This is a genomic window from Pseudomonas sp. RC10-4-2, from assembly GCF_050433085.1.
Taxonomy (GTDB): Bacteria; Pseudomonadota; Gammaproteobacteria; order Pseudomonadales; family Pseudomonadaceae; genus Pseudomonas; species Pseudomonas aeruginosa.
The window spans coordinates 1,421,099-1,444,235 of sequence record NZ_JBNPXX010000002.1 but is presented as its reverse complement, the minus strand read 5'-3'; the positions used below and the strand labels follow the sequence as shown (position 1 = coordinate 1,444,235).

Annotated in this window: 23 protein-coding genes; 15 read left to right on the top strand and 8 right to left on the bottom strand. The window is 69.1% G+C overall.

Features of this window, described 5'->3' with window-relative positions:
* The first annotated feature begins 13 nt into the window (after nucleotides 1–13).
* The 3 genes from FHW81_RS14845 to FHW81_RS14835 are packed head-to-tail and all read left to right on the top strand — an operon-like array spanning nucleotide 14 to nucleotide 4,111.
* Nucleotides 14–1,462, top strand: a complete 1,449-nt coding sequence (locus FHW81_RS14845; protein WP_023103333.1) for an efflux transporter outer membrane subunit — start codon at nucleotides 14–16, stop codon at nucleotides 1,460–1,462.
* Nucleotides 1,459–2,610, top strand: a complete 1,152-nt coding sequence (locus tag FHW81_RS14840; protein WP_023096883.1) for an HlyD family secretion protein — start codon at nucleotides 1,459–1,461, stop codon at nucleotides 2,608–2,610. Before FHW81_RS14845 ends, FHW81_RS14840 begins: the two co-directional genes overlap by 4 nt.
* Nucleotides 2,600–4,111, top strand: coding sequence for an MDR family MFS transporter (locus FHW81_RS14835; RefSeq protein ID WP_003082523.1), 1,512 nt, complete (start codon nucleotides 2,600–2,602; stop codon nucleotides 4,109–4,111). The genes FHW81_RS14840 and FHW81_RS14835 overlap by 11 nt, the downstream gene beginning before the upstream one ends.
* A gap of 2 nt (nucleotides 4,112–4,113) precedes the next feature.
* On the opposite strand, the gene FHW81_RS14830 is transcribed toward FHW81_RS14835, so the two are convergent.
* Nucleotides 4,114–4,896, bottom strand: coding sequence for an AraC family transcriptional regulator (locus FHW81_RS14830; protein WP_003082522.1), 783 nt, complete (start codon nucleotides 4,894–4,896; stop codon nucleotides 4,114–4,116).
* A gap of 191 nt (nucleotides 4,897–5,087) precedes the next feature.
* Here FHW81_RS14830 and FHW81_RS14825 point away from each other — a divergent pair, with 191 nt between their 5' ends.
* A complete protein-coding gene (locus FHW81_RS14825; RefSeq protein ID WP_003107482.1) occupies nucleotides 5,088–5,591 on the top strand; it encodes a thioredoxin family protein in 504 nt (167 codons plus the stop codon).
* A gap of 21 nt (nucleotides 5,592–5,612) precedes the next feature.
* Here the strand turns inward: FHW81_RS14825 and FHW81_RS14820 are convergent, their stop codons facing one another.
* From FHW81_RS14820 to FHW81_RS14805, 4 genes are read right to left on the bottom strand one after another with little or no spacing between them, the layout of a single operon-like run.
* Nucleotides 5,613–5,870, bottom strand: a complete 258-nt coding sequence (locus tag FHW81_RS14820; protein ID WP_003107483.1) for a DUF2790 domain-containing protein — start codon at nucleotides 5,868–5,870, stop codon at nucleotides 5,613–5,615.
* A complete protein-coding gene (locus FHW81_RS14815; protein ID WP_030046516.1) occupies nucleotides 5,867–7,906 on the bottom strand; it encodes an FUSC family protein in 2,040 nt (679 codons plus the stop codon). Before FHW81_RS14815 ends, FHW81_RS14820 begins: the two co-directional genes overlap by 4 nt.
* The gene (locus FHW81_RS14810) at nucleotides 7,906–8,814 is read right to left on the bottom strand and encodes an efflux RND transporter periplasmic adaptor subunit (protein WP_003112442.1); all 909 of its coding nucleotides are present in this window, start codon (nucleotides 8,812–8,814) and stop codon (nucleotides 7,906–7,908) included. Before FHW81_RS14810 ends, FHW81_RS14815 begins: the two co-directional genes overlap by 1 nt.
* 12 nt (nucleotides 8,815–8,826) lie before the next feature.
* Nucleotides 8,827–9,024: a DUF1656 domain-containing protein gene (locus FHW81_RS14805; protein WP_003082517.1), complete on the bottom strand. Its 198-nt coding sequence runs from the start codon at nucleotides 9,022–9,024 to the stop codon at nucleotides 8,827–8,829.
* A gap of 133 nt (nucleotides 9,025–9,157) precedes the next feature.
* Between FHW81_RS14805 and FHW81_RS14800 the strand changes: the two genes are divergently transcribed.
* Together FHW81_RS14800 and FHW81_RS14795 are read left to right on the top strand one after the other, a co-directional pair.
* Nucleotides 9,158–9,964 carry an AraC family transcriptional regulator gene (locus tag FHW81_RS14800; RefSeq protein ID WP_003082516.1) on the top strand — a complete coding sequence of 269 codons (807 nt, stop codon included), beginning with the start codon at nucleotides 9,158–9,160 and terminating at the stop codon, nucleotides 9,962–9,964.
* Between the two features lie 109 nt (nucleotides 9,965–10,073).
* Nucleotides 10,074–10,424, top strand: coding sequence for a hypothetical protein (locus FHW81_RS14795; RefSeq protein WP_003082515.1), 351 nt, complete (start codon nucleotides 10,074–10,076; stop codon nucleotides 10,422–10,424).
* Between the two features lie 76 nt (nucleotides 10,425–10,500).
* On the opposite strand, the gene FHW81_RS14790 is transcribed toward FHW81_RS14795, so the two are convergent.
* Nucleotides 10,501–11,349, bottom strand: a complete 849-nt coding sequence (locus FHW81_RS14790; protein WP_003120541.1) for an aminoglycoside phosphotransferase family protein — start codon at nucleotides 11,347–11,349, stop codon at nucleotides 10,501–10,503.
* 38 nt (nucleotides 11,350–11,387) lie between these two features.
* Nucleotides 11,388–11,996 carry a TetR/AcrR family transcriptional regulator gene (locus FHW81_RS14785; protein WP_016851869.1) on the bottom strand — a complete coding sequence of 203 codons (609 nt, stop codon included), beginning with the start codon at nucleotides 11,994–11,996 and terminating at the stop codon, nucleotides 11,388–11,390.
* 106 nt (nucleotides 11,997–12,102) lie between these two features.
* Between FHW81_RS14785 and FHW81_RS14780 the strand changes: the two genes are divergently transcribed.
* A complete protein-coding gene (locus tag FHW81_RS14780; protein ID WP_003082512.1) occupies nucleotides 12,103–12,729 on the top strand; it encodes an NAD(P)H-dependent oxidoreductase in 627 nt (208 codons plus the stop codon).
* 7 nt (nucleotides 12,730–12,736) lie between these two features.
* On the opposite strand, the gene FHW81_RS14775 is transcribed toward FHW81_RS14780, so the two are convergent.
* Nucleotides 12,737–13,516, bottom strand: coding sequence for an NAD(P)H-dependent oxidoreductase (locus FHW81_RS14775; protein WP_003162621.1), 780 nt, complete (start codon nucleotides 13,514–13,516; stop codon nucleotides 12,737–12,739).
* Between the two features lie 84 nt (nucleotides 13,517–13,600).
* Between FHW81_RS14775 and FHW81_RS14770 the strand changes: the two genes are divergently transcribed.
* From FHW81_RS14770 to FHW81_RS14735, 8 genes are all read left to right on the top strand, one after another.
* Entirely contained in the window at nucleotides 13,601–14,494 is an 894-nt protein-coding gene (locus FHW81_RS14770) for a LysR family transcriptional regulator (RefSeq protein WP_003116363.1), read from the top strand.
* 95 nt (nucleotides 14,495–14,589) lie between these two features.
* Nucleotides 14,590–15,747, top strand: a complete 1,158-nt coding sequence (mltA, locus tag FHW81_RS14765) for a murein transglycosylase A (RefSeq protein WP_016561665.1) — start codon at nucleotides 14,590–14,592, stop codon at nucleotides 15,745–15,747.
* A gap of 720 nt (nucleotides 15,748–16,467) precedes the next feature.
* Nucleotides 16,468–18,288 carry a non-ribosomal peptide synthetase gene (locus FHW81_RS14760; RefSeq protein ID WP_023082597.1) on the top strand — a complete coding sequence of 607 codons (1,821 nt, stop codon included), beginning with the start codon at nucleotides 16,468–16,470 and terminating at the stop codon, nucleotides 18,286–18,288.
* The gene (locus FHW81_RS14755; protein ID WP_012614370.1) at nucleotides 18,285–19,547 is read left to right on the top strand and encodes a hypothetical protein; all 1,263 of its coding nucleotides are present in this window, start codon (nucleotides 18,285–18,287) and stop codon (nucleotides 19,545–19,547) included. Before FHW81_RS14760 ends, FHW81_RS14755 begins: the two co-directional genes overlap by 4 nt.
* Nucleotides 19,541–20,155, top strand: a complete 615-nt coding sequence (locus tag FHW81_RS14750) for an alpha/beta fold hydrolase (RefSeq protein ID WP_096246575.1) — start codon at nucleotides 19,541–19,543, stop codon at nucleotides 20,153–20,155. The genes FHW81_RS14755 and FHW81_RS14750 overlap by 7 nt, the downstream gene beginning before the upstream one ends.
* Nucleotides 20,152–21,030, top strand: coding sequence for a phytanoyl-CoA dioxygenase family protein (locus FHW81_RS14745; protein ID WP_003120545.1), 879 nt, complete (start codon nucleotides 20,152–20,154; stop codon nucleotides 21,028–21,030). The genes FHW81_RS14750 and FHW81_RS14745 overlap by 4 nt, the downstream gene beginning before the upstream one ends.
* Nucleotides 21,027–22,394 (top strand): 2-isopropylmalate synthase, encoded by a 1,368-nt coding sequence (locus tag FHW81_RS14740; RefSeq protein ID WP_003082506.1) that lies wholly within the window; start codon nucleotides 21,027–21,029, stop codon nucleotides 22,392–22,394. Before FHW81_RS14745 ends, FHW81_RS14740 begins: the two co-directional genes overlap by 4 nt.
* Nucleotides 22,391–23,137, top strand: coding sequence for a class I SAM-dependent methyltransferase (locus tag FHW81_RS14735; RefSeq protein ID WP_003112447.1), 747 nt, complete (start codon nucleotides 22,391–22,393; stop codon nucleotides 23,135–23,137). Before FHW81_RS14740 ends, FHW81_RS14735 begins: the two co-directional genes overlap by 4 nt.

Sequence of the window (23,137 nt, the reverse complement as noted above, 5' to 3'; positions counted from 1 at the left end):
CGGGAGCAGGGCAATGCCGCTTGCCAGTCATCTGCGTTGCGTGGCGCTGGCGCTGGGGATCTCCACCGCGCTGGGCTGCGCGAACCGCAACCAACCCGCGCCACGCGCGGAAAGCCTCGACCCTGGCCTGTCGAGGGTGGCGGGAACCCGCGGCGACGCGCTGCCCGCCCAGTGGTGGACGCTCTATCAGGACCCTGGGCTGAACCGCCTGGTGGCCGCCGCGCTGCGCCACAACCGCGACCTGGCGGCGGCCGATGCCCATGCCCGCGCGCTCCTCGGCCATCTGCGCGGCGCACAGGGCGAACGCTGGCCACGGACCGAGGTCGGCTATGGCTACCAGTATGGGCGCGACGGCGACGACCAGACCCTCGCCGAAGCCACCGACGAGGACGTACGCAGCCAGTGGAAACACACCGTCCGCCTCGACCTGTCCTACCAGTTGGACCTGTGGGGCGAAGTCCGCGCCCGCATCGCCGCGGCGAAGGCGGATGCCGAAGCGGCGCAAGCGGCGCGCGACCTGCTCAGGGTCAGCGTGGCCAGCCAGACCACCCTCGCCTACGTCCGCGCCTGCGCCCTGGCGCGACGGGCAGAGGTACAACGCCGATCGGTCGGCCTGCTCGACGCGAGCCTGGCGCTGAGCGAACGCCAGCTCGCCGCCGGCCTTTCCAGCGAGCTGCAGCGACGCCGGCTGCTGGCCTTGCGCGAGCGGACCCGCGCCGCGCTGCCGATGCTCGAGGCGCGGCGGCGCGCGGCACTCTACGAACTGGCGCTGCTCAGCGGGCGCTCGCCGCGCCAGTTGGACGCTCCTGCCGCGACCTGCGCCGGCATACCGCAACTGCGCCGTGCCCTGCCCACCGGCGACGGCTGGAGCCTGCTGGCGCGCCGCCCGGACGTCCGCGCGGCCGAGCGCCGGCTCGCCGCCGCCGACGCCCGGCGCGCGCTGGCCGAAGCCGAGCTGTACCCGCGCATCAGCTTCGCCGTCGGCGCCGAAACCTCCGCAGTGACCCTCGCCGGCCTCGGCGGCAGCGGCGCGCTGGCCTACGCGGCCGGCCCGCTGCTGAGCTGGCGCTTCCCCAACCGGGAAAGCGCGCGAGGCCGCCTGGACAGCGCAGCGGCAGAGCGCGACGCCGCCCTGGCGCGCTTCGACGGAGCGGTGCTCGGCGCCCTGCGCGAGGTCGAGCGTGCCCTGGCGCTGTATGCCGGCGAGCGCCAGCGGCGTGCCGACCTCCAGCGTGCCCTCGACGAGCAGCGCCACGCCTACCGGTTGGCGCGCAGCAACTATCGCGCCGGCGCCCTCGATGCCCTCGAGCTGCTCGACAGCCAACGCAGCCTGGTCGCCGACCGGGCGCGCCTGGTCGACGCCGAGATGCGCGTCGCCGAGCGCCAGGTCGAACTGTTCCGGGCTCTCGGCGGCGGCTGGCAAGCCGCTCCCAGCCCCTCCCACCAGGAAAACGGACAATGAACCAGGCAATCAGGGAACCCATCGAACACACCACTGGCGAAACCATGCCAGCAGCCACGCGCCGGCGCCGAACCTGGCTGCTGAGCGGCCTCGCCGGCGCCATCGCGCTCGCCGCCCTGCTGGCCTGGTGGTGGAGCAGCGGACGCTTCCTGGAGGGCACCGACGATGCCTATGTACGCGCCGACTGGGTGGCGGTCAGCGCGCAGGTCTCCGGCTACGTCGCCGAGGTGCTGGTGGCCGACGACGCCGACGTCCAGGCCGGCGACCTGCTGCTGCGCCTGGACCCGCGCGACTTCCGCCAGCGCCTGCGCGCCGCCGAGGCCCGCGAAGCGGCGGCGCAGGCGGCGCTGGAAGCCCAGCGCGCGAAGCTGGAGACCCTCGATCGGCAACTGCTGGAGCAGGCGCAGACGATCAGCCGCGCCCGCGCCGATGGCGAAGCGGCGCGAGCCGAATGGCGCCGCGCCGAGACCGACTGGCGACGCTACCGGCAATTGGCCGACGAGCATGCCACCAGTCGCCAGCGCCTGGAGAACGCCGACGCGGCGCACCAGCGAGCGCGGGCGGCGGCGCGGCGGGCAAGCGCCGAGGAAGGCCGCCAGCGCGCCGCCAAGGACGTACTGAAGAGCCGGCGACGCGAGGCGGAGGCGGCGCTCGCCCAGCGCCAGGCGGAGCTGCAGGAAGCCGCGGCGGCGCGCGAACTGGCGCGCCACGCCCTGGACGATACCGAAATCCGCGCCCCATTCGCCGGCCGCGTCGGCCAGCGCAAGGTGCGCCTGCGCCAGTACGTCACGCCGGGGCTGCCGCTGCTGGCGGTGGTGCCGCTGGAGCAGGCCTACGTGGTGGCCAACTACAAGGAGACCCAGCTCGAACGCATCCGTCCCGGGCAACCGGTAGAGCTGGAGGTGGACACGTTCGGCCGCCGCTGGCGCGGCCGCGTCGACAGCGTGGCGCCGGCCTCCGGCGCGGTATTCGCGCTGCTGCCGCCGGACAACGCCACCGGCAACTTCACCAAGATCGTCCAGCGCTTCCCGGTGCGTATCCGCCTGGACGCCGACGCCGCCGAGCGGGGCCGGCTGCTTCCGGGGATGTCGGTGATCGCCACCGTGGACACTCGCGAACCGGACGGAGCCTCCGCCGATGAGCGCTGACGACAAGGTATCGCTGCGTGCCTGGGTCGCCGTCACCGGCGGCCTGTTCGGCTGCTTCATGGCCGGCATGAACGTGCACGTCACCAGCGCGGCGCTGCCGGAGATAGAAGGCGCGCTGGGAGCCACCTTCGAGGAGGGCTCGTGGATCTCCACCGCCTATCTGGTCGCGGAAATCAGTATGATCCCGCTTACCGCCTGGCTGGTGGAAGTGTTCTCCTTGCGCCGGGTGATGCTCCTCGGCTCGCTGGTGTTCCTGCTCAGTTCGCTGAGCTGCGCGCTGGCGCCGAACCTGTCGACGCTGATCCTGATCCGGGTGATCCAGGGGGCTTCGGGGGCGGTGCTGATCCCGCTGTCGATGCAACTGATCCTCACCGAGCTGCCGTCCAGCCGGATACCCCTCGGCATGGCGCTGTTCAGCCTTTCCAACAGTGTGGCCCAGGCCGCCGGCCCGTCGATCGGCGGCTGGCTGGCGGATGCCTATTCCTGGCGCTGGATCTTTCTCCTGCAACTGTTGCCGGGGATCGCCCTGCTGGCCGCGGTGGCCTGGTCGATCCGCCCCCGCGACGGCGACCGCGAACGCCTGCGCCAGGCCGACTGGCTCGGCATCGGCGCGATGGTCGCCGGCCTCGGCGCGCTGCAGATCGTGCTGGAGGAAGGTGGCCGCCGCGACTGGTTCGAGTCCGGCTTCATCCGCACCTTCGCCGTCCTCGCCGTGCTCGCCCTGCTGCTCTTCGTACAGCGCCAACTGTGGGGCGCGCGGCCGTTCATCAACCTGCGCCTGCTGGGCAGCTACAACTTCGGCGTGTCCAGCCTGGCGATGGCGGTGTTCGGCGCGGCGACCTTCGGCCTGGTGTTCCTGGTGCCCAACTACCTGTCCCAGTTGCAGGGTTTCAACGCCCGGCAGATCGGCGACAGCCTGATCCTCTACGGCCTCGTGCAACTGCTCCTGGCGCCGCTGCTGCCGCGCCTGATGCGCTGGCTGAACCCCAAGCTGCTGGTGGCCGGCGGCTTCGCGATCATGGCCCTGGGCTGCTGGATGGGCGCGCACCTGAACGCCGACGCGGGACGCAACGTGATCATCCCCTCCATCGTCGTGCGCGGCATCGGCCAGCCGCTGATCATGGTCGCGCTCTCGGTACTGGCGGTGAAGGGCCTGGACAAGGCCCAGGCCGGCTCGGCCTCGGCGCTGATCTCGATGCTGCGCAACCTCGGCGGCGCGATCGGCACCGCGCTGCTGACGCAACTGGTCTCGCTGCGCGAGCGCTTCCACTCCGAGCGGATCGGCGAGACCCTGACGATCTTCGACGGCGCCCTGCAGCAGCGCCTGGGCGGTGGCCAGGTGCGGATACAACTGCCGGAGCAGCAGCAGGCGCTGGCCCTGCTCGACCACGGGGTGCGCCAGCAGGCCTACCTGATGGCCTACTCCGACGCCTTCTACCTTTCCTGCGTGGCGCTCCTGGCCTGCGCCCTGGCCTCGCTGATGCTGCGCCAGAAAGACTGAACTCAGTCGCCCTCGGCCACTCCGTAGGCGGCGCCGCGGCCGAAATAGAGGCTCGGCGAAACGCCCAGGGTCCGGCGAAACATGGCGCTGAAGGCGCTCTGGCTGTCGTAGCCGAGGTCCAGTGCGACCTCGAGGATCGAGTGCCCTGCCGCCAGCGCATCGAGGCTGGCGAGCAGGCGCATGCGCCGCAGCCACTGGACGAAGCTGAGACCGGTTTCGCGCTGGAAGGCGCGGGTCAGGGTCCGCGGGCTGACGCCCAGGCGACGCGCGGCATCGCCCAGGCTCCAGTCGGCGGCCGGCTCGGCGCGCAGGCTGCGGCACAGCGCCGCCAGTCGCGGATCGACCGGCTGTGGCACGTGCAGGGCGAGGATCGGCAGCACCCGCAGTTCATCGAGGATCAGCTCCATCACCCGCTCGTCGCGGCCGCCCGGCGGGTAGTCCGGGGCGATCCGCATCGCCGCGACGATCAATTGCCGCAGCAACGGCGGCACGTCCACCACCCGGCAGTCCCGCGGTAGGTCGTGGCGCGCTTGCGGGGCGATGAACAAGGTGCGCATGCGCACCTGGCCGGCGAAACGCAGGGCATGCTCGATACCGGCCGGCAACCAGACACCGCGTCCCGGCGGCACCACCCAGGTGCCCTCGGCGGTGCCGACCGTGACCACCCCGCTGAGCGCATGGATCAATTGCGCGCGCGAATGCCGGTGCAGCTCGACGCGCTCGCCGTGGAGATAATCCTGGGCATAGGCGAAGACCGGACGGGTGGAAGGCAGGTCGATCAGCATCGGGCGGGCCTTGGCGGGCAGTGGGGGCGCTGTCTTTTTACCAGCCGCGCCATGCTAACGACCAGTCCCGGCGAAGCACGCCGGCGCTCGCCGCGACGCGGCGAGCGCGCTACCCTGGCCGCCCCGGCGTGGCGCGACTGCCTGGCGTATCCGCCGCGCCATCCCTCCCCAAGCACAGGAGCGAAACCAGCATGGCCTCTTACGCGGAACTGTTCGATATCGGAGAAGACTTCGCCGCCTTCGTCGGCCATGGCCTGGCCACGGAACAGGGCGCGGTCGCGCGGTTCCGGCAGAAGCTGGAAAGCAACGGGCTGCCGAGCGCGCTGACGGAACGCCTGCAACGCATCGAACGGCGCTATCGCCTGCTGGTCGCCGGGGAAATGTGGTGCCCGGACTGCCAGATCAACCTGGCCGCGCTGGACTTCGCGCAGCGCCTGCAACCGAACATCGAGCTGGCAATCATTTCCAAGGGCCGCGCCGAGGACGACCTGCGCCAGCGCCTGGCGCTGGAGCGAATCGCGATTCCGCTGGTACTGGTGCTGGACGAGGAGTTCAACCTGCTCGGACGCTTCGTCGAACGGCCGCAGGCGGTGCTCGACGGCGGTCCGCAGGCGCTTGCGGCGTACAAGGCGGGCGACTACCTGGAGCACGCCATCGGCGACGTCCTGGCGATCATCGAAGGCGCGGCGCGCTGAGACAGCGCCTTCGCCCGCTTCTCAGTGCCGCGAACAGCCCGCGCCAAGGCCTCGGTACTGCAAGCGATGTAGGCGTCCGGCGCTGTCGCGGTAGAGCATCACCAGCGGCACCACGCCACAGGTGGCCGGCACCGGCGTGACGGAAAGCACCCGCTCGATGTCCAGCGGCATGCCGTAGTCGTAGCGCTCGATCGGCGGCAACTCTTTCCCGTCGTCGTCCGCCGCCTGGACCTGGGACCAGCAGGACAGCAGCAAGGCCAGCAAGAACGAGGTTTTCATGAGGTCTTTTCTCCATGCTGCGCCCCGTCGGACGAGACGCTTTGCGAATAGGCCCGGAGCAACCAGGCGAGGTCGGTGAGGATCGCGGCCAGGCGCCACTCGCCGGCGGCCGCCAGGCGGGCGCCGGCACGGCGTGCGTGCCGCGCGGCGAGCGGCGGATCGCGATGGCGGACGGCGATGGCTCGCAGTGCGCGCTCGATCCACCGCGCCTCCGCGGCGGCCGGGTCGAGCCCGGCCAGGGCGCGCCACAGGCGCCGCGACTCGCGGCCGAGTTGCAGGGATACGAAGCCCAGGCGCAGGGCCAGCGCGCTGCGCGGATGTTCCATGCCATGCAGCGCGCCCAACTGGGCGATGCGATGCTGCTGGCGGGCCTGCCAGGCATGCGCGTCGAAACCGGCGCGACGACGCAGCAAGGCGAGGGTCTCGCGGCGCAGATGGTCGAGCAGCGACGCCGAATGCCGTTCCAGGTCCTTCGGCAGCAGGCGGTAGACCAGCAGGCTGATGCAGAGCGCCAGCACCCAGGCGCAGGACTGGTTGGCGAAGTCGCCGAAATCGAAGCGGGCGAGATTGCCGGTGGCGACCAGGGTGTTGAAGGCGATCAGGTAGGCGATTCCCTGCAACGCCCGCCTGGGCACTGTGGTGGCCTGGATACCGAACGACCAGAAGAAGGCGAGGCACAGCAGCAGCAATGGAAAACCGTTGATCAGCGGTAGCAGAAGGAATTTGCAGAGCAATGCGGCAGGTATCGCGTAGAGCGTGCCGCGAATGAAATTGCGCGTGCCCTCGGCGGGAAAGGGCGAGGCTGCCAGCAGCGTGCAGTAGGGGCCGAGCACCGCCAGCAGGGTCGGCCCCTGGTCCCACCCGCTGAGGAACCACAGGGCGCCGCCGACCAGCATCGCCAGCCAGGCTCGCGCGCCGTTGCGCAAGGCCTCGCGGTAATGTCGATGAAAAGCCGCTGGGCGGACGTCGGCGCGGGCCCGGCCGTCGAGCCGGGCGAACCCCCGCAGGGCGGCCTGCAGGTCATCCAGTTGCTCGTCGAGACGCTCCATGAACAGCCCTTCGCGACAGGCATCCGCTTGGTCTGTCGGAAGTCCGCGCCGAATCGCCGCCAGGCGACCGCGCAAGCTCGCGAGCCGTCGCGCGGCGCCGGCGAAGTCGAGCTCGCCGCGCTCCAGTTGGCCGCCCAGCAGGCACAGGTCGTCGGCCATCGGCAGCGCCAGTCCACGCTCCGCCAAGCGCCGGGCCCAATGCGTCTCGCCGGCGAAGCGGAACTCCATCAGCGTGGAAAACAGCGCCGCCAGGCCACCGCGGATCGCCGGGAGCGCAGCGCTCAGCGCCCGCGACTCGGCGCGACCGACACCCAGCAGGTCGTCTACCGCGTAGACCTCGCCGGCCAGCGTCCGGCGACGGCGCTCCAGTTCCCCGTCAGCCGCACCGGCATGCCGCGCAGCGACCAGCGCCAGCGTCGCCGCGCAGAGCGAGACGAGACGCTGGCGCACCCGCCCGGACACGGTCCTGCGGCTGAAGAGCACGGTCACCAGGCTCAGGCAGCAGACCCCGACGATTACCGCCGAGGCGCGGGTGACGATGTGCTCGAAGGCCGCCTCGGGCTCGACCATGGCCGATCCCAGCGCCAGGCACACGGTGTAGCCGGCGACCACCGCGGCGGTGGCGTAGAAGTGCCGGACCAGGCTCATGACGCCGACGCAGAGACCCAGCCAGAAACCCAGGGCGACGACGAACAGCAGCATCTTCTGGGCGAACAGCGCGGTCAGGACGAAGGCAGCGAGCGTGCCGACCAGGGTACCCACGGCGCGCCACCAGCCCTTGCCGACCACCGCTCCCTGCACCGGATTGATCAGCAACAGCACAGTGGACGCGGCGGAAAACGGCGAATCCAGTTGCAGGTAGAGCCCCAGGCCGAGCGCCAGAGCGGCAGCGCCGATGCTGCGCAGCACGTAGCCCAGGCTGTCGGTCCGCCAGGGCAACGGCAACGCCGCGTACCAATCGCGCCCGCCGGACGCCGACGCCGCCATCAAAGGTACTCCTGCAACCAGCGGGTCAGCCGCCAGTGCCGCGCGGTCCCCGCCTGCAGCACCTCGACACTGCCGGTCATGCCGGCGGCAAGCACCACGCCCGCCGGTACCCGGTCGAGTTCGATGCGCACCGGCACGCGCTGCGCCAGGCGTATCCAGCTGAAGTTCGGGCTGACCTGCGGCAGGCCGCTGTCGGCACGGCTTTCGTTGAGGTCGGCGACACCGCGACCGATGCTCGCGACATGGCCGTCGAGCAGCGGATCGAACCCCATCAGCTTGATCGTCGCCGGCGCGCCGACCTGTACATTGCGCAGCTTGGTTTCCTCGAAATAGCCGGTGACCCAGAAGCTTCGCCGATCGACGATGAAGATGTTGGTCCGGCCCGCCGCCGCGTAATCGCCGGGCTGCACGCGCAACTGCGTCACATAGCCGTCCACCGGCGAGCGCAACTCGCTGCGCCGCAGGTCCAGCCGCGCCTGGTCGAGCGCCGCCCCGGCGGCCTCGGCGCGGGCGCGGGCGATACGCAGGGCGCGTCCGGCGTTGGCGACCTCCTCGCGCGAAACCGCGCCGGCCAACTGCATGCGTCGGCGCCATTGCTCGTCACGTTGGCGCAGGGTTTCCCGCGCCTGCTCCAGCTCCGCCTCGCGCTGGCGCACGGCCAGGCGATAGCTGCGCGGATCGATGCGGTACAGCGGATCGCCGCGGGCCACCCGCTGGTTATCTGCGACGAACACCGCCTCGACGCTGCCGGAGACTTCCGGCGCGATGCGGATCACCTGCGCGCTGACCCGCCCGTCGCGGGTCCAGGGCGCCAGCACGTAGGCTTGCCACAACTGCAACGCCAGGCACAGGGCGAGCAGGCCGCAGGCGAAGGTCGCAGCCACCTTGGAAAGACGAACGATGGACATGGGGACCTCGGCTCAGAACTTCAGCACCAGCACGGACAGCACGATGAACGACAGGAAGAAACGCAGCAGGCCGGGATGCCAGGCGCATTCCAGCCAGCGCCAGGCGAGGCGCTCCAGCAGCAGGTAGAGCGGCATCGCCAGGCACAGGTAGAGGAACAATGGCGGCACGTAGAGGCCGGAAACGGAGACTTCGCTCAGCATGCAGGGCACCAGGGTATCGAGGGCGCGGAGCGGTCGGCCGCTCCTGTCGGGTTGAGGAGCACAGGCTACGGGTCGTGGCGATTTGCAAATATCGACTACTCAGCCAGAAAATAATCGAATTCGGACAACCACAGGACCTGCCGTGAGCCGTGAACCGCAGACCTACCTCGCCCAACGCTTCGATCCCGACGCGCTCGGCCAGCCGGCCCTGGCCCTGCAGCTGGAGGCCCGGCACAACGACACCGAAGTGCCGGTGCACCGGCATCGCAAGGGCCAGCTGGTGGTGGCCTGCCGCGGCGGCATCACCTGCACGGTGCCCGATGGCCTGTGGATGGTGCCGGCCGGTTTCGGTGTGTGGATTCCCGGCGGCATCGCCCATAGCAACCGGGTCACCGCCAACGGCAAGGTCTGCTTCCTCTTCGTCGAGCCGGGGGCGGCACGCCTGCCGAGCGACTGCTGCACCCTGGCCCTGTCGCCGCTGGTCCTCGAACTGATCCTGCACCTGAGCGCGCAACCGCAGGACTATCCGCACGACGGCCCGCTCGCACGTCTCGCCGGGGTGCTGCTGGAACTCCTGGAACAGGCGCCGACCGAACAGCTCTACCTGCCGCTGCCGGACAACCGCGGCCTGCGCCGCATCGCCGACGAACTGACCCGCGCCCCCGGCGACCGCGCCAGCATGGCCGAATGGGCCAGGCGAGTGGCGATGAGCGAGCGGTCCCTGGCGCGGATGGTGCGCCGGGAGACCGGCATGACCTTCGGCCAGTGGCGCCAGCAATTGCAGATCATCATCGCCCTGCAGCAACTGTCCGCCGGCGTTTCGGTGCAACGCACCGCCGAGATCCTCGGCTACGAGTCGGTCAGCTCGTTCATCGGCATGTTCCGCAAGGCGCTCGGCAGCCCCCCGGCCCGCTACGTGCGCGACAGCATGCGGCGGCCAGCCGACTGAACGAAGGTCGACGGAAAGGTCTTGCAGTTCGTCAGCTGTTCTCCCCCGAGGCTGGCACTCGAAGACACTTCTGGGAATAATGCCGCCCTTTTTTCTCCAGGAGGATCAGATGGTTACGCACTTCTTGAGCGAATCCGGCCAGGCAGCCTGCGGGCGCGGCGACAGCAACGTGAACGGCTCGAGCGACGTCGGCCAGGTCAGTTGCAAGACCTGCCGGCGCACCAACGCCTTCGCCCAGGCCCAGGAAAACGCCGCTCCGGCCAGTGCCCCTGTCACCCCCACCGCCGCTGCGCCAGTGATCGACAAGGCCGCGCCGCGGCCGAAAGCCGAGGCCAGGCTCGCCGCCGCGCAGCGCCAGGACCGCGATGCCGCCCGCAAGGCCTGGCAGGCGCGTCTCAACGAATTGTCCGGGAAGAACCGCATGCCGCGCTCGCGGCGCCGCGCGCAAGCCTATCTCTGAGCGGTAGCGGTACTTCGCGGCGGATGTCCGCACGCGGTCATATCCGTCCTGCCCAGCACAACCGCGCGTCCCCTCATCAGGCCAGGCCCTGCGCCTCCGCCAGGGCCAGGCCGTCGAGGGCGCCGGCGAGCATCTCCGGCAGATGGCGCGGCTCGTCGGCCAGCTCGGCCAGCTCCGACAACCGATGCGCCGCCGTCAGCAAGGCGATCCGCCGACGCTCCAGGCGCCGACCGCTGAAGCGCTCGTAGGCGGCGACGATGCGCTCGGTGAGGTCGGCATCGATGAACGCGGAATAGATGAATTCCTGGTGCAGCGGACCGATGCCCGCGTCGGCGAAGTCGTACACACCGTTCAGCCGCCCGGCCTCGCTATCGAATGCCATGTTCCAGCCATGGCCGTCGAAGAAGCCGAAGATCGAACCCAGCGGATCGGCAGGCAGCTTGGCATATTCCCGCACCAAGCGTTCCGCGCGTTCGCGCCAGGCCGCAGGCAGCAGCGGCAAGGCGCGCCTGCGCATCGCCGCAGGCGACTCCCAGGGACGCACCGGCAAGGCTCCAACCGCCCGCATGCGCGCCGGTGGCAGTCGATGCAGCTCGGCGTAGAAGCGCCCCAACGCATCGCCGACCGCCTGCCGTGCGGGTTCGTCCAGGCGCCGGTAGTCCTCGCCCAGGAGGTAACCGCCAGGCAGTTTCTCGTGGCGGGAAAACAGCGGCGGTCCCGCAAACACCTGCGGCGCCGGCACCGGCAGGCTCACCGCCGGACGCACCAGGCGTAGCACGGCGGCCTCGCGCAGCAGCGCCGCCTCGGCCTCCGCGCCGCGCGGAAACTTGAACACCCAGCGCCCTCCGACCTCCACCGCCGTGGAATGCCAGCCCGAGGCCAGGATGGCGAAAGTGGCGTCCGCCAGCTCCGGACAGGCCGCCACTATCGCCCGGCGATATTCCTCCAGGGCACGCGGTTCCTTCACCGACGACTCCGCGCGACCATCGCCACGATCGCCTCGTACAGTTCCCGCCGCGCCTCTTCCGGGGCGATCTCTTCGGTGGCGGCCGCGTGCGACAGCGCTTCGGCGGCGCCGATCATTGCGCGCAGAGCGGCGACGGTCAGCCGTCCGCCGCCGGCGAAGGGCTCCAGCACGGCGCGGCACTTGTCCATGAAGAGAACCTCGTAGTCGCGCTTGATCCGCTCCAGCTCCGGCGAGCTGGCGAGGGCCGCGACCACCCCGGGAATCTCCCGGCCTTGTTGCATCACGCAGTCGACATAGGCGCGGGCGATGACGTCGGCGCGCCCCTCCAGGGTCGCCTCGCTCGCTTCCAGGGCAGCCTCCATCAGCGCCGTCTGGCGCAGGTCGTAATCCTGGTAGAGCGCCGCCAGCAGGCGGGCGCGGGTGCCGAAGTGGTCATAGACCACCGGCTTGGTCACCCCGGCCTGCTCGGCCAGGCGTCCGAGGGTCAGCGCCTCGGTACCTTCTTCGCGGACCAGCCGCCAGGCCACCTCGAGCAACTGGCGCTGGCGCTCGTCGCGGGACAGGCGGCGGCGTGGCGACGGGTCGTCTGGGAAGTGCGTTGACATAGATAACCTACTAAAAGTAACTTACTAAAGGTAACCTACGGAAAGTAGGTTTTACCCAGACTATCGACTTGCCCCCCCTTCCCGCAATTCCCGGAGGAATTCGCCCATGCATGCCCTGATCGTCGTCGCCCATCACCATCCTCGCTCTCTCACCCACGCCCTCGCCGCGCGCATCGCCGAAGGCGTGGTCCGTGCCGGCCATTCCGCGGAAACCGCCGATCTGGCGGCGGAAGGCTTCGAGCCGCGCTTCGGCCTGGCCGACCACGCCGTGCATCGAGGCCAGGCGTCGCCTCCCGCCGACGTCCTCGCCGAGCAGGCGCGCATCGATCGCGCCGATACCCTGGTGCTGGTCTACCCGATCTACTGGTGGTCGATGCCGGCCCTGCTCAAGGGCTGGATCGATCGCGTGTTCTCCAATGGCTGGGCCTTCGACTACAGCATCGGCGGCGACCTGCGGAAAAAGCTGCAGCGCCTGCGCGTGGTGCTGGTCGGTGTCGGCGGCGCCGATGCCGGCACCTTCGAGCGGCACGGCTACGCCGGGGCGATGCGCACCCAGATCGACCATGGCATCTTCGATTACTGCGGCGCACGGGTGGTCCGTTCCGAACTGTTGCTGGAGTCGGAGAGCGCCGATCCGATCCGGCATCTGGACCAGGCCCTGCACATCGGCAGCCAGCTCTTCGCCGCACGCGGCGCGCAGGGGGCCGCCCAGGCGCAGCCGCTGGAGGCCTGACCCCAGGTCATTCGGCCAGGTGCATGGCGAAACCGGCCCGCTGCGGGGCAAGTTCGTCGCGCAGGGTCAGCGCCGGGATCAGGTAGTCGCCGCCGTTCTGCCGGCGGAACGGGATCGGCGCAGTGCGCTGCAGGTCATCGAGGCGCCGGCCCAACTGCTCGCTCAGCGCGGCGAAACGCTCCGCGTCGATCCGGCCGCTGCGATAGACGACGAACGGCGGCAATACCTCGAAGCCGGGGTAATGCAGGATGCCGTGATGGATGGGGAACAGCAGGTCGTCCATCGGTCCGTTGATACCGCGCGCGGCGTAGTGCGACTCCCAGCCGCCGGCGGTGACTACCAGCATCGCCCGCTTGCCCTGCATCCGGCCCTCGCCGTAGCGGTCGCCCCAGTGGCTGTCGGAATGTTCGCCGACCCCGTAGGCGAAGCCGCAGGCATAGACGCGATCGATCCAACCCTTGAGGATCGCCGGCATGCTGAACCACCAGAGCGGGAATTGCAGGATCAGCGTATCGGCCCAGCGCAGCTTGTCCTGCTCACCGGCGATGTCGACGCTCTGCCAACCGTTCTCGAAGGCGCGCAGGGAAGTTGCGGAAGGATCGAAGCGTTCGCTGGCCTCGCGCTCGAGGCTGTCGCCGGCATCGAGCACGGCCTTCCAGCCCATCGCGTAGAGGTCCGAAACCTGCACCGCATGGCCGGCCGCCTCGAGGCGGGCGACCGCGAAGTCCTTGAGCGCACCGTTGAGGGACCGCGGCTCGGGATGGGCATAGACGATGAGTACGTTCATGGCGGGTCTCCGGCAAAAGGTGGGCGCAGGATCGGCCATCGCCGGATATAGTTGAAATGAATATCCGAAATTCCAGGTATATGGATGATTAATCTCCGGCGACTGGACCTGAACCTGCTGGTGACCCTCGACGTGCTGCTCACCGAACACAATGTGACGCGCGCGGCGGAACGCCTGAATTTTTCCCAACCCTCGGTGAGCGTGCACCTGGCCAAGCTGCGGGCGATCTTCGACGATCCCTTGCTGCTTCCCGGCCCGCGCGGGATGCGCCCGACGGCGCGGGCGGAGGAGCTGCGCGAGCCGTTACGCCTGGCCCTGGAAGCCCTGGAGCAGGCGGTGGCGCCGGCCGCGCCGTTCGATCCGACGCAGTCACGGCATACCTGGCGCGTCGCCGCCACCGACTACGCCGAGTCGGCGATCCTCCTGCCGATCCTCGCCAGTCTTCGCCGCCAGGCGCCGGGCAGCCGCCTGGCGGTGCTGGAGCTGGCGCCGACGCGAATCGTCAGGCAGGCGGAACGCGGCGAGATCGACCTGGCCTTCCACACCCTCGAAGAAGCGCCGCCGGGACTGCGCTGTCGCCGGCTGTTCAGCGAGCGCTATGTGCTGGCCGGGCGCGCCGGGCATCCGGGGCTGCGTCGGCGACCGACGCTGAAGCAGTTCTGCCGCCTCGAGCAGGCGATCGTCTCGCCCGACGGCGGCGGCTTCCTAGGTCCCACCGACCAGGCGCTCGCCGAACTCGGCGCGGAACGCCGGGTGGCGTTGTCGGTGCCGCACTTCCTGTTCCTCCGCGCGGTGCTGGAAAGCACCGACCTGGTGGCGCTGCTGCCGTCGCGACTGGTACGCGAGCGCGACAGGTTGCGGGTGGTCGAGGCGCCCCTGGAGGTGCCCGGCTACGACCTGGCCATGCTCTGGCACGAGCGCTCGCACCGCGATCCGGCCCATCGCTGGCTGCGCGAACTCATCGCCGCCTCGGTGTAACGCGGCGATACGCTTCGGTCGTCGCCGCGGTTTGACGCACCGTCGCGCTTTGCCCAAGCTAGCGGGCTTCGATCCACCACCAGGAAGTCCTTGGCGTGAAGTTTCCGTTCCATCCCTGGCGCCGCCTGCTGCTCTGCGCGCTCCCTTTCGCCGCCCTGCTGACGGCATGCGACGACGGCAAGAAAGAGCCCCCGCCCAAACCCGCCGAAGTCACCACCTACAACAGCGTGCCCTGGGACGCCCTGCCGGCCACCAGCGACGCCGACCTGCTCGCCGGCTTCAATGCCTGGCGCTCGGCCTGCGCGCGGCTGTCCAAGGACCCGGTATGGGGCGAGCCCTGTGCGAGCGCCACGACGGTCGCCGCCGATCCGACGGCGGTGCGCGCGTTCCTCCAGGAGCGGATGCAGGTCTATAGCCTGCGTTCCTCCAGCAACGGCGACCAGGGCCTGATCACCGGCTACTACGAACCGGTCTACCACGGCAGCCTGAGCCAGGGCGAAAAAACCCCGGTGCCGGTCTACGGCGTACCGGACGACCTGGTGGTGGTCGCGCTGGAAAGCGTCTACCCGGAACTCAAGGGCAAGCGCCTGCGCGGACGCCTGGAAGGCCGGGTGCTGAAACCCTACGACGACGCCGCGACGATCCGCGACAACGGCTCCAGCGCGCCGGTGCTCGCCTGGCTGGGCGACCCGATGGACCTGCAGTTCCTGCAGATCCAGGGTTCCGGGCGCATCCAGCTGGAAGACGGCCGGCAACTGCGGATCGGCTACGGCGACCAGAATGGCCACCCGTACAAGCCGGTCGGCCGCTGGCTGGTCGAGCAGGGCCTGGTGCCGAAGGAAGAGATCAGCATGAAGCGCATCCGCGACTGGGCCGAGGCCAATCCGCAGCGGGTCTCCGAACTGCTGGCGAGCAATCCCAGCTTCGTGTTCTTCAGCCTGCGCCCGGACAGCGACGAAGGTCCGCGCGGCTCGCTGAACGTACCGCTGACCGACGGCTACAGCGTGGCCATCGACCGCAAGGTGATTCCGCTGGGCAGCCTGATGTGGCTGTCCACCACCCGCCCTGACGACGGCAGCGCGGTGGTCCGTCCGGTGGCGGCCCAGGATACCGGCGGGGCCATCGTCGGCGAGGTCCGCGCCGATCTGTTCTGGGGCACCGGCGACGCCGCCGGCGAACTCGCCGGACACATGAAGCAGCCGGGCCGGCTCTGGCTGCTATGGCCCAAGGGCGCGCCGCTGCCCGCCTCCTGAAAACCTCCGGCCGGTGCCTACGCACCCGGCCGGGACGGCTGGCCAACGCAACGCCAGCGAGCGCCCGACACCGCAGACCAACATCGACGGCGCCGGGCGCGCTTGCGGCAGCAACCATTCAAACGATGAATGACGCCGCAGAATCCTCTGTGATGATCGCCGCGCCAGCCGGACCTCCCGCGCCTCGCCGCAGCGGCCAGGCCCCCCGACACCACTTGTCCGTGCTACCCCCGGCAGGCGTAGCCGCGGCCGCCTGCCTCGGCAAAAAGCCATCAGCCGGCACGCTTCGACGCCCCTCATGGCGCCCTTTCGCCAACTACCAATTCTCATAGTTGTGAGGGGAAATTTGTATCTTATTTTAAATACCCACGAAACATATAAAAACACACACAGCGAAACACTTCGGAAAACCAACGCAAGGTGGAAGTGCAATGCGTGACCGTGAATCCATTCTCATCGCTTTTCTCTCTTTCCTGACGATAAGACTGCATGGCAGCAGTTGACTGCCCTTGAGTCGACGGCACTCCGTATTTCCATAACGGTTTTTCCGGGCAAGGCGCCTCGACGCTTGCCGCTCGCGTGAGCGAGCCGGTGGGCGGCGGACGACTGGCAGAGCCCGGGAAGACTCGGTGGCCGTCTTCGCGAAAAACCAAAAATCCTTAATTTAGCCGAAGAAGCCGGCAGATGGACTCATTTTTTCGAAAAAAGGCGATTGCCAGAATGTCCCAGAACTCCCTGCTCGACCTGTACGCGCACCCGACGGTGGTGGCCCGCTTCAGCGAAATGGCAGCGCTTCATCCCCATCGCAAAGCCATCAGGGACCGTTTCGGAAGTGTCGACTATCGGCAACTCCTGCATAGCGCCCAACAACTTTCAGACTATCTTCTCGAGCATTATCCGCAGCCGGGAGTTTGTCTTGGAGTGTACGGCGAATATTCTCGGGAAAGCATTACCTGCCTGCTCGCCATACTGTTATCCGGCCATCACTACTTATATATAGACCTGAAACAACCGGCGGCCTGGAATGCAGAGTTGTGCCGGCAGGTCGACTGCCGCCTGATCCTCGACTGCTCGACCACGCCGACGCCCGCCAACGGTCTTCCCTGCGTCCCGGTCAGGCACCTGCCTGCCGCTCCAGCCTCGGTCGCCCGGCCATGCTTCGCGGCGGACCAGATCGCCTACATCAACTTCTCCTCGGGCACCACCGGCCGCCCGAAAGCCATCGCCTGCACCCACGCCGGCATTACCCGCCTGTGCCTGGGCCAGTCGTTCCTCGCGTTCGCTCCGCAGATGCGCTTCCTGGTGAACTCGCCGCTGTCCTTCGATGCGGCGACCCTGGAGATCTGGGGTGCGCTGCTCAACGGCGGCTGCTGCGTGCTGAACGACCTCGGCCCCCTCGACCCGGGCGTGCTGCGCCAGTTGATCGGCGAGCGCGGAGCCGACAGCGCCTGGCTCACCGCCTCGCTGTTCAACACCCTGGTGGACCTCGACCCGGACTGTCTCGGCGGCCTTCGCCAGTTGCTCACCGGCGGCGACATCCTCTCGGTGCCGCACGTGCGCCGGGCGCTGCTGCGGCATCCGCGACTGCACTTGGTGAATGGCTACGGACCGACGGAGAACACCACCTTCACCTGCTGCCATGTCGTCACCGACGACGACCTCGAGGAAGACGACATCCCCATCGGCAAGGCCATCGCCGGCACCGCGGTGCTCCTGCTCGACGAGCACGGACAGGAGATCGCCGAGCCCGACCGGGCCGGGGAGATCGTCGCCTTCGGCGCCGGCCTGGCGCAGGGTTATCGGAACGATGCGGCGCGCACCCGCGCCAGCTTCGTCGAGTTGCCCTATCGCGGCCGCCTCCTGCGTGCCTACCGTACCGGCGACCGCGCTCGCTACGACGAGCAGGGCCGGCTGCGCTTCATCGGCCGCGGCGATGGCCAGGTCAAGCTGAACGGCTATCGCCTCGACCTCCCCGCCCTGGAACAGCGCTTCCGCCGCCAGCCAGGCATCCTCGACTGCGCCCTGCTGGTCCGCGAGCGCAACGGCATCAAGCAACTGCTCTGCGCCTGGACGGGAAAAGCCGACGCCAGCCCGCAGGCCCTGCTCCGCCAACTGCCCACCTGGCAGCGCCCGCATGCCTGCGTCCGGGTCGAGGCCTTGCCCTTGACGGCGCACGGCAAGCTGGACCGCGCCGCCCTGCTGCGCCGCCTGGAAGAACCGCTGGAGCGCTGCGCCAGCGCGCTCGATCCCGACCAACGCGGCTGCGCGCAGCTGTGGAGCGAATTGCTGGGTTGCGAGGTCGGCGCCGCCGACCAGGATTTCTTCCTCTGCGGCGGCAACTCGTTGCTCGCCCTGCAACTGGTCGCCCTCTGTCAATCGGCGGGTGCGGGAGCAAACCTGGGACTCGCCGACTTGCAGGCAAACTCGCGCCTCGACCAGTTCAGCCGTCTCCTGCGCAGCCACGGCTTGGCGCCGGAGCGTCTGCTGGAACGGGCGGCGACGCCGGAGCAGCCGCTGGTGCTGTCGAGGAGCGCGGCATGAACGTCGGTCTCTCCGCGGAGGTGCGCTACCACTGGTTCCGCGAGCACCTGGTGGTGGTCGGCGATTGGCACCGCCTGTCCCCCTCCGAGCGCGACCGCCTGCGGCACCAACCGATGCCGGATGAGGCCGCGCAGTCCTTGCGCGTCGACCTGTCGCCCTGGTCCTGCGGGATGGTCTTCAGCGAGCTGCTCGGCGCCGACCTGACCCGCTTCGGCCTCTGCTACCTGGCTCCGGCCGAGGTGCCGGCATCCGACCTGACGCGCCTGGGACGGCGCCTGCGCGAAGAGTTCCCGTTGCTCGACAGCCAGGTGGACAGCGGCGCGGAAGGTTTCGAACTGGTCGTCCACGGGCGGCCCGAGGAGAGCCCGGCGCTGGAAGTCGGCCCCTTCGCCGACGAAAACGCGCTCATCGCAGCGCTGCTGCAACGCCCGCATTCCCTGTTCGAGCGCGGCCTGCTGCGACTGTTCCACGGGCGCTGCGGAGGACGTGCGCGCTGGGGCGTCTGGCTGCATCACCTGGTCGCCGACGCCGACTTCGCCAGCGTGCTGCTGGCCCGCCTGGCCGTGCTCAACGCCGACCCCACGACCGAAGCGGCGGCCCCCGAGTTCGGCTTCCTCCAGCAGCAATGGCGCCTGGAGCGCCAGCTGCGCGAGCGCAGGACCAGGCTGGAAGACTACTGGAGCGAGCGCGGCGAGGCGTTCCGCGAACTGGCGAGCCTGCCCTGGGCGGAGCGCGCCAGCCATTGCGAGGATTTCCGCTTGGCCGCCACGCCAGGAGGCGGCGAAGCCGCCCTGCTGACCCGGCTCGCCTGCGCCCTGGCTCTCGCCCTGGCCAGCCAGGGCGCCACCGGCAAGGTCCTGGCGCTGACCCCGGTCAGCCTGCGCAGTCGCCGAGGCACGGCGGTTTCCGGTTGCTGGCTGAACCTGGTGCCGCTGTTGCTGGACGCCGCGACCGCCGAGGACACCTTCGAACGACACAGGCTCGAGGCCTTCGAGCACAGCCTGCTGCCGGCGGAGGCCATCGCCGAACGGGCCGGGCTGCGCTATGCCGACGCCCAGGTGATGATCAATGTCATCGACCAGCCATTCCGCAGCGCCGGGTTCATCCACCGGCCGACACTGAAGAGCCGCCTGCCGCTGACCCTGACCCTGGTCCGGCGCGACGACGGCGGCTGGGACGCCAGCCTGGCCAGCCGCTTCGGCCGCGAACGGACCCTGGCGCTGGCGGCGGCCATGGCCGAGGCGCTACGCCCATGCTGATCCTGCTGCCTGACTTCATCGGCCACCCGAGCTGCTTCCGCGGGCTGCTGGCACGCCTCGGCGCAACGGCCTGCCGGCTGGTCGACTACCACCGGCTGGATGCCTACGCCAGCATCGAAGCCCTCGCCAGCCAGGTACTCGACGGCCTGGCGGAAGAACCGGACTGGCTGATCGGCTATTCCTTCGGCGGCCTGGTCGGCTACGAGATGGCCCGCCAGTTGCGGGCCAGCCGCCTGCTGATGATCGACAGCCACCTGCCCTGGCCGGCCCTGCGGCGAATGCCGCCGAGCGAGCAATACCAGCGCTGGCTGAGCGCCGAGATGCGCGAATGGATCGCCCTGATGAGCGAGCTTGGCGAACTGCGCGAAGAGGTCCTGCTGCGCAATGTCGAGCTGTTCGGCCGCTGGCAGCCCCGCCATCGCCTCGCCCGCGCCAGCTGGGTGCGCTGCCGGGACGACGCCGGCCGCGACCCGGCCGCCGAACGCTGGTGCGACCTGATCGAGCGGCTCGACACCTTCCCCTGCGAGCGTCCGCACCACCTGGCCCTGCAGGACCCGGCGGTGATCGATTTCATCGTCCACACCGTCAGCAAGGAGTCCGTCCAATGAAACACTATCGGCAGGTGGTATCCCCGCAATTGCGCCAACAGGCGCTGGACTGGATCCTCGCCGCGGCGCAGCGGCCGGACCCGGCGCTGGAACCGGAATTCGACATCGCCGACGACGAGCGCCGCGAGGCGAAGAAGGTGCGCAACCTGCACCGCCACGACCCGCTCTTCTGGGACGACTGGTTCGCCCGCTCCGGGCTCGACGCGCTGGTCCGCGACCATCTGCGCAAGCCGCGCCTGCTGCGCCACGCGGCGTTCATCAAGCGCCACGCCGACGAGTCCTACATCCCGCTGCACCAGGACATCGCGCTATGGGAGAAGCGCTACGAAAGCGCGCAGACCTTCTGGGTCGCCCTGACCCCGTCGCGGAACGACAACGGTGGGATGTTCTATTACCCCGACGACCGCACGATCTTCCCCCACGAGTTCGACCTCGCCTACCCGATGTTCAAGTGCATCGACCTCCAGGCCAACGGCATTTCCCGCGAGCAACTGGTGGATGCCGAGCTGGACGCCGGCGACGTCCTGGTCTGGCCCGCCCGCACCGCACATGGCAGCCACAACAACCGCAGCGGCGAGCTGCGCATCGGCATGCCGATCGTCTTCGTCGAGGACGACGAATTCCACCAACTGAATCGAGAGGACAGCATGAAAACCTGGATCGCTTCCAACCTGAAAAGCGTGTTCCCGGACGAGGCAATCACCGAGGACAACCTCGACCACTATCTTCCGCAGCTGTGCGACTACTCGCTGAAGATGGTCACCTTCCTCGCCCGTTTCTCCCGCCAGTTCGGTCATGCGCCGAAGATCCACGACTTCATCAGGGAGCCGCGGCTGGCGACGCTGTCGGCCTCGGACGCGGGAGCGAGACGATGATCCGGGTCATCGACTGCACCCTGCGCGAGGGGTGCCAGGCCCGCCAGTGCAGCTTCGACAGCGCGCAGTCGGTCCAGCTGGCGAGGGAAATCGCGGCGCTGGGGGTGGATATGATCGAGTGCGGCCACCCGCGGATTTCCGCGGACGAACGCGAGCGGGTACGCGCCGTGGTGGCGGCGGTTTCCACGCCGGTGCTGGCCCACGCCCGGGCGCGCCGGGAGGATATCGACGCGGTGCTGGAAACCGGTGCGCAGTGGGTCGGGCTGTTCGCCTCGATCAACGCGATCTCGCTGGAAACCAAGTTCAAGGGCATGAGCCGCGAGGAGGTGCTCGAACTGTTCCACGACGCGATCCGCTACGCCCGCGAACGCGGCCTGCGGGTCCGGGCCACGGTGGAAGACGCCGCGCGCACCTCGGTCAGCGACCTGGTCAGCATGATCGCCACCGCGCGCGACGCCGGCGCCGATCGCATCTGCTTCGCCGACAGCGTCGGCATCCTGCTGCCGGACGAGACCTTCGACGTGCTCTCGCTGCTGCGCCACGAGTTCCCCGACGTGGTCTTCGAGTACCACGTGCACAACGACCGCGGCCTGGCCCTGGGCAATACCCTGGCGGCGATCCAGGCCGGGGTCCAGTGGCACTCGGCGAGCTGCAACGGGATCGGCGAACGCGCCGGGATCACCGACACCTTCCAGTTGCTGACCCTGCTGCACACCAAGTTCGCCGCCGACCGCTTCAACCTGAAGAACGTCCTCGCGGTCTCCGAGCTGGTCGAGGCGCACAGCCGGATCAAGCGTTCACCGATGCACCCGGTGGTCGGCGAGAACGCCTTCGTCCATGTCGCCCGCCTGCACCAGCTGGCCATGCAGGAAAACCAGGACGCCTACAGCGCCTTCGATCCGGAACTGATCAACGGCCGCGTCTCGCTGCAACGCTACACGCCGATGCACCGCCAATCCCTGTTCCTCACGCCTTTCGAGAAGTCCGCCAGCGAACTGAAGTACCACCGCCACGGCCCCGGCAAGCGCTTCGTCATGCTCGACCGGCGCCTGCTCGACGGCTCGCCGTTCTACTTCATCGCCCGCCAGTTCCACGACGTCGGCGACGGCGGGCCGGGCCACGTCGACAGCCACGTACACAACTGCGACTCGGTGTTCCTGTTCCTCGGCAGCGACGAGGACTACCGCGGCCTGGAGGTGGAAGTCCTGCTCGGCGGCCAACTGCGCCGTTTGCAGAGCCCGGCCAGCGTGTTCATCCCCGCCGGCGTCGAGCACAGCTACCGCTACCTCGGCGGCAGCGGCACCTACATCAATTTCGTCCACAAGGGCGATTACCACGAGAGCCTACTGGAGATTACCCAATGAAGCAGTTCGACAAGCACGCAGACGCCTACAACGTGGTCCGCGGCAAGATCGCCTATCCGGATTCGCTCTACCGCAACCTCGCCGAACGCGCCCCGGCACGCGAAGCGGCGCTGGACATCGGCTGCGGCAACGGCGTCTCGACCGTCCGCCTGCAACCCTGGTTCCGCTACGTGGAAGGCAGCGACCTGGGCGAGGCGCTGATCGCCAAGGCCCGCGAGAACTACCCGGAGATCCGCTTCAGCGTGTCGCCGGCGGAAACCTTCGCGCCGCAACGCCGCTTCGACCTGGTCACCAGCGCCACCTCCTTCTACTGGATGGACCGCAAGCAGGTGCTGACGCGCATGGCCGACTGGCTGACCCCCGGCGGGCTGTTCTGCGCCTACAAGTACGACTTCCCGATCGCCTACGGGCCGCTGCGCGACTTCATCGAGCACGAACTGGTGAACAAGTGGGCCAAACACCGTGATCCGCGCCTGACCCGCTATGACGACACCCTGGAGATCATGGGCAGTTGCCCGCACCTGCGCGACTGCCGCCGCGAAGTGTTCGCCAACATCATCTTCCTCAGCCCGGAGGAGGTCGCGCTGTTCTTCCTCTCCACCAGCTACGTGACCCGCTACATCGAGCAGGAAGGCGGCGAAGACTACGCCGACCGCTTCATCGCCGCGGTGCGCGAGATCGAGAGCGCGCCGCAGGTGGCGGTGAACTTCGACATCCACGCCTTCACCGCGCTGAATCGCTGA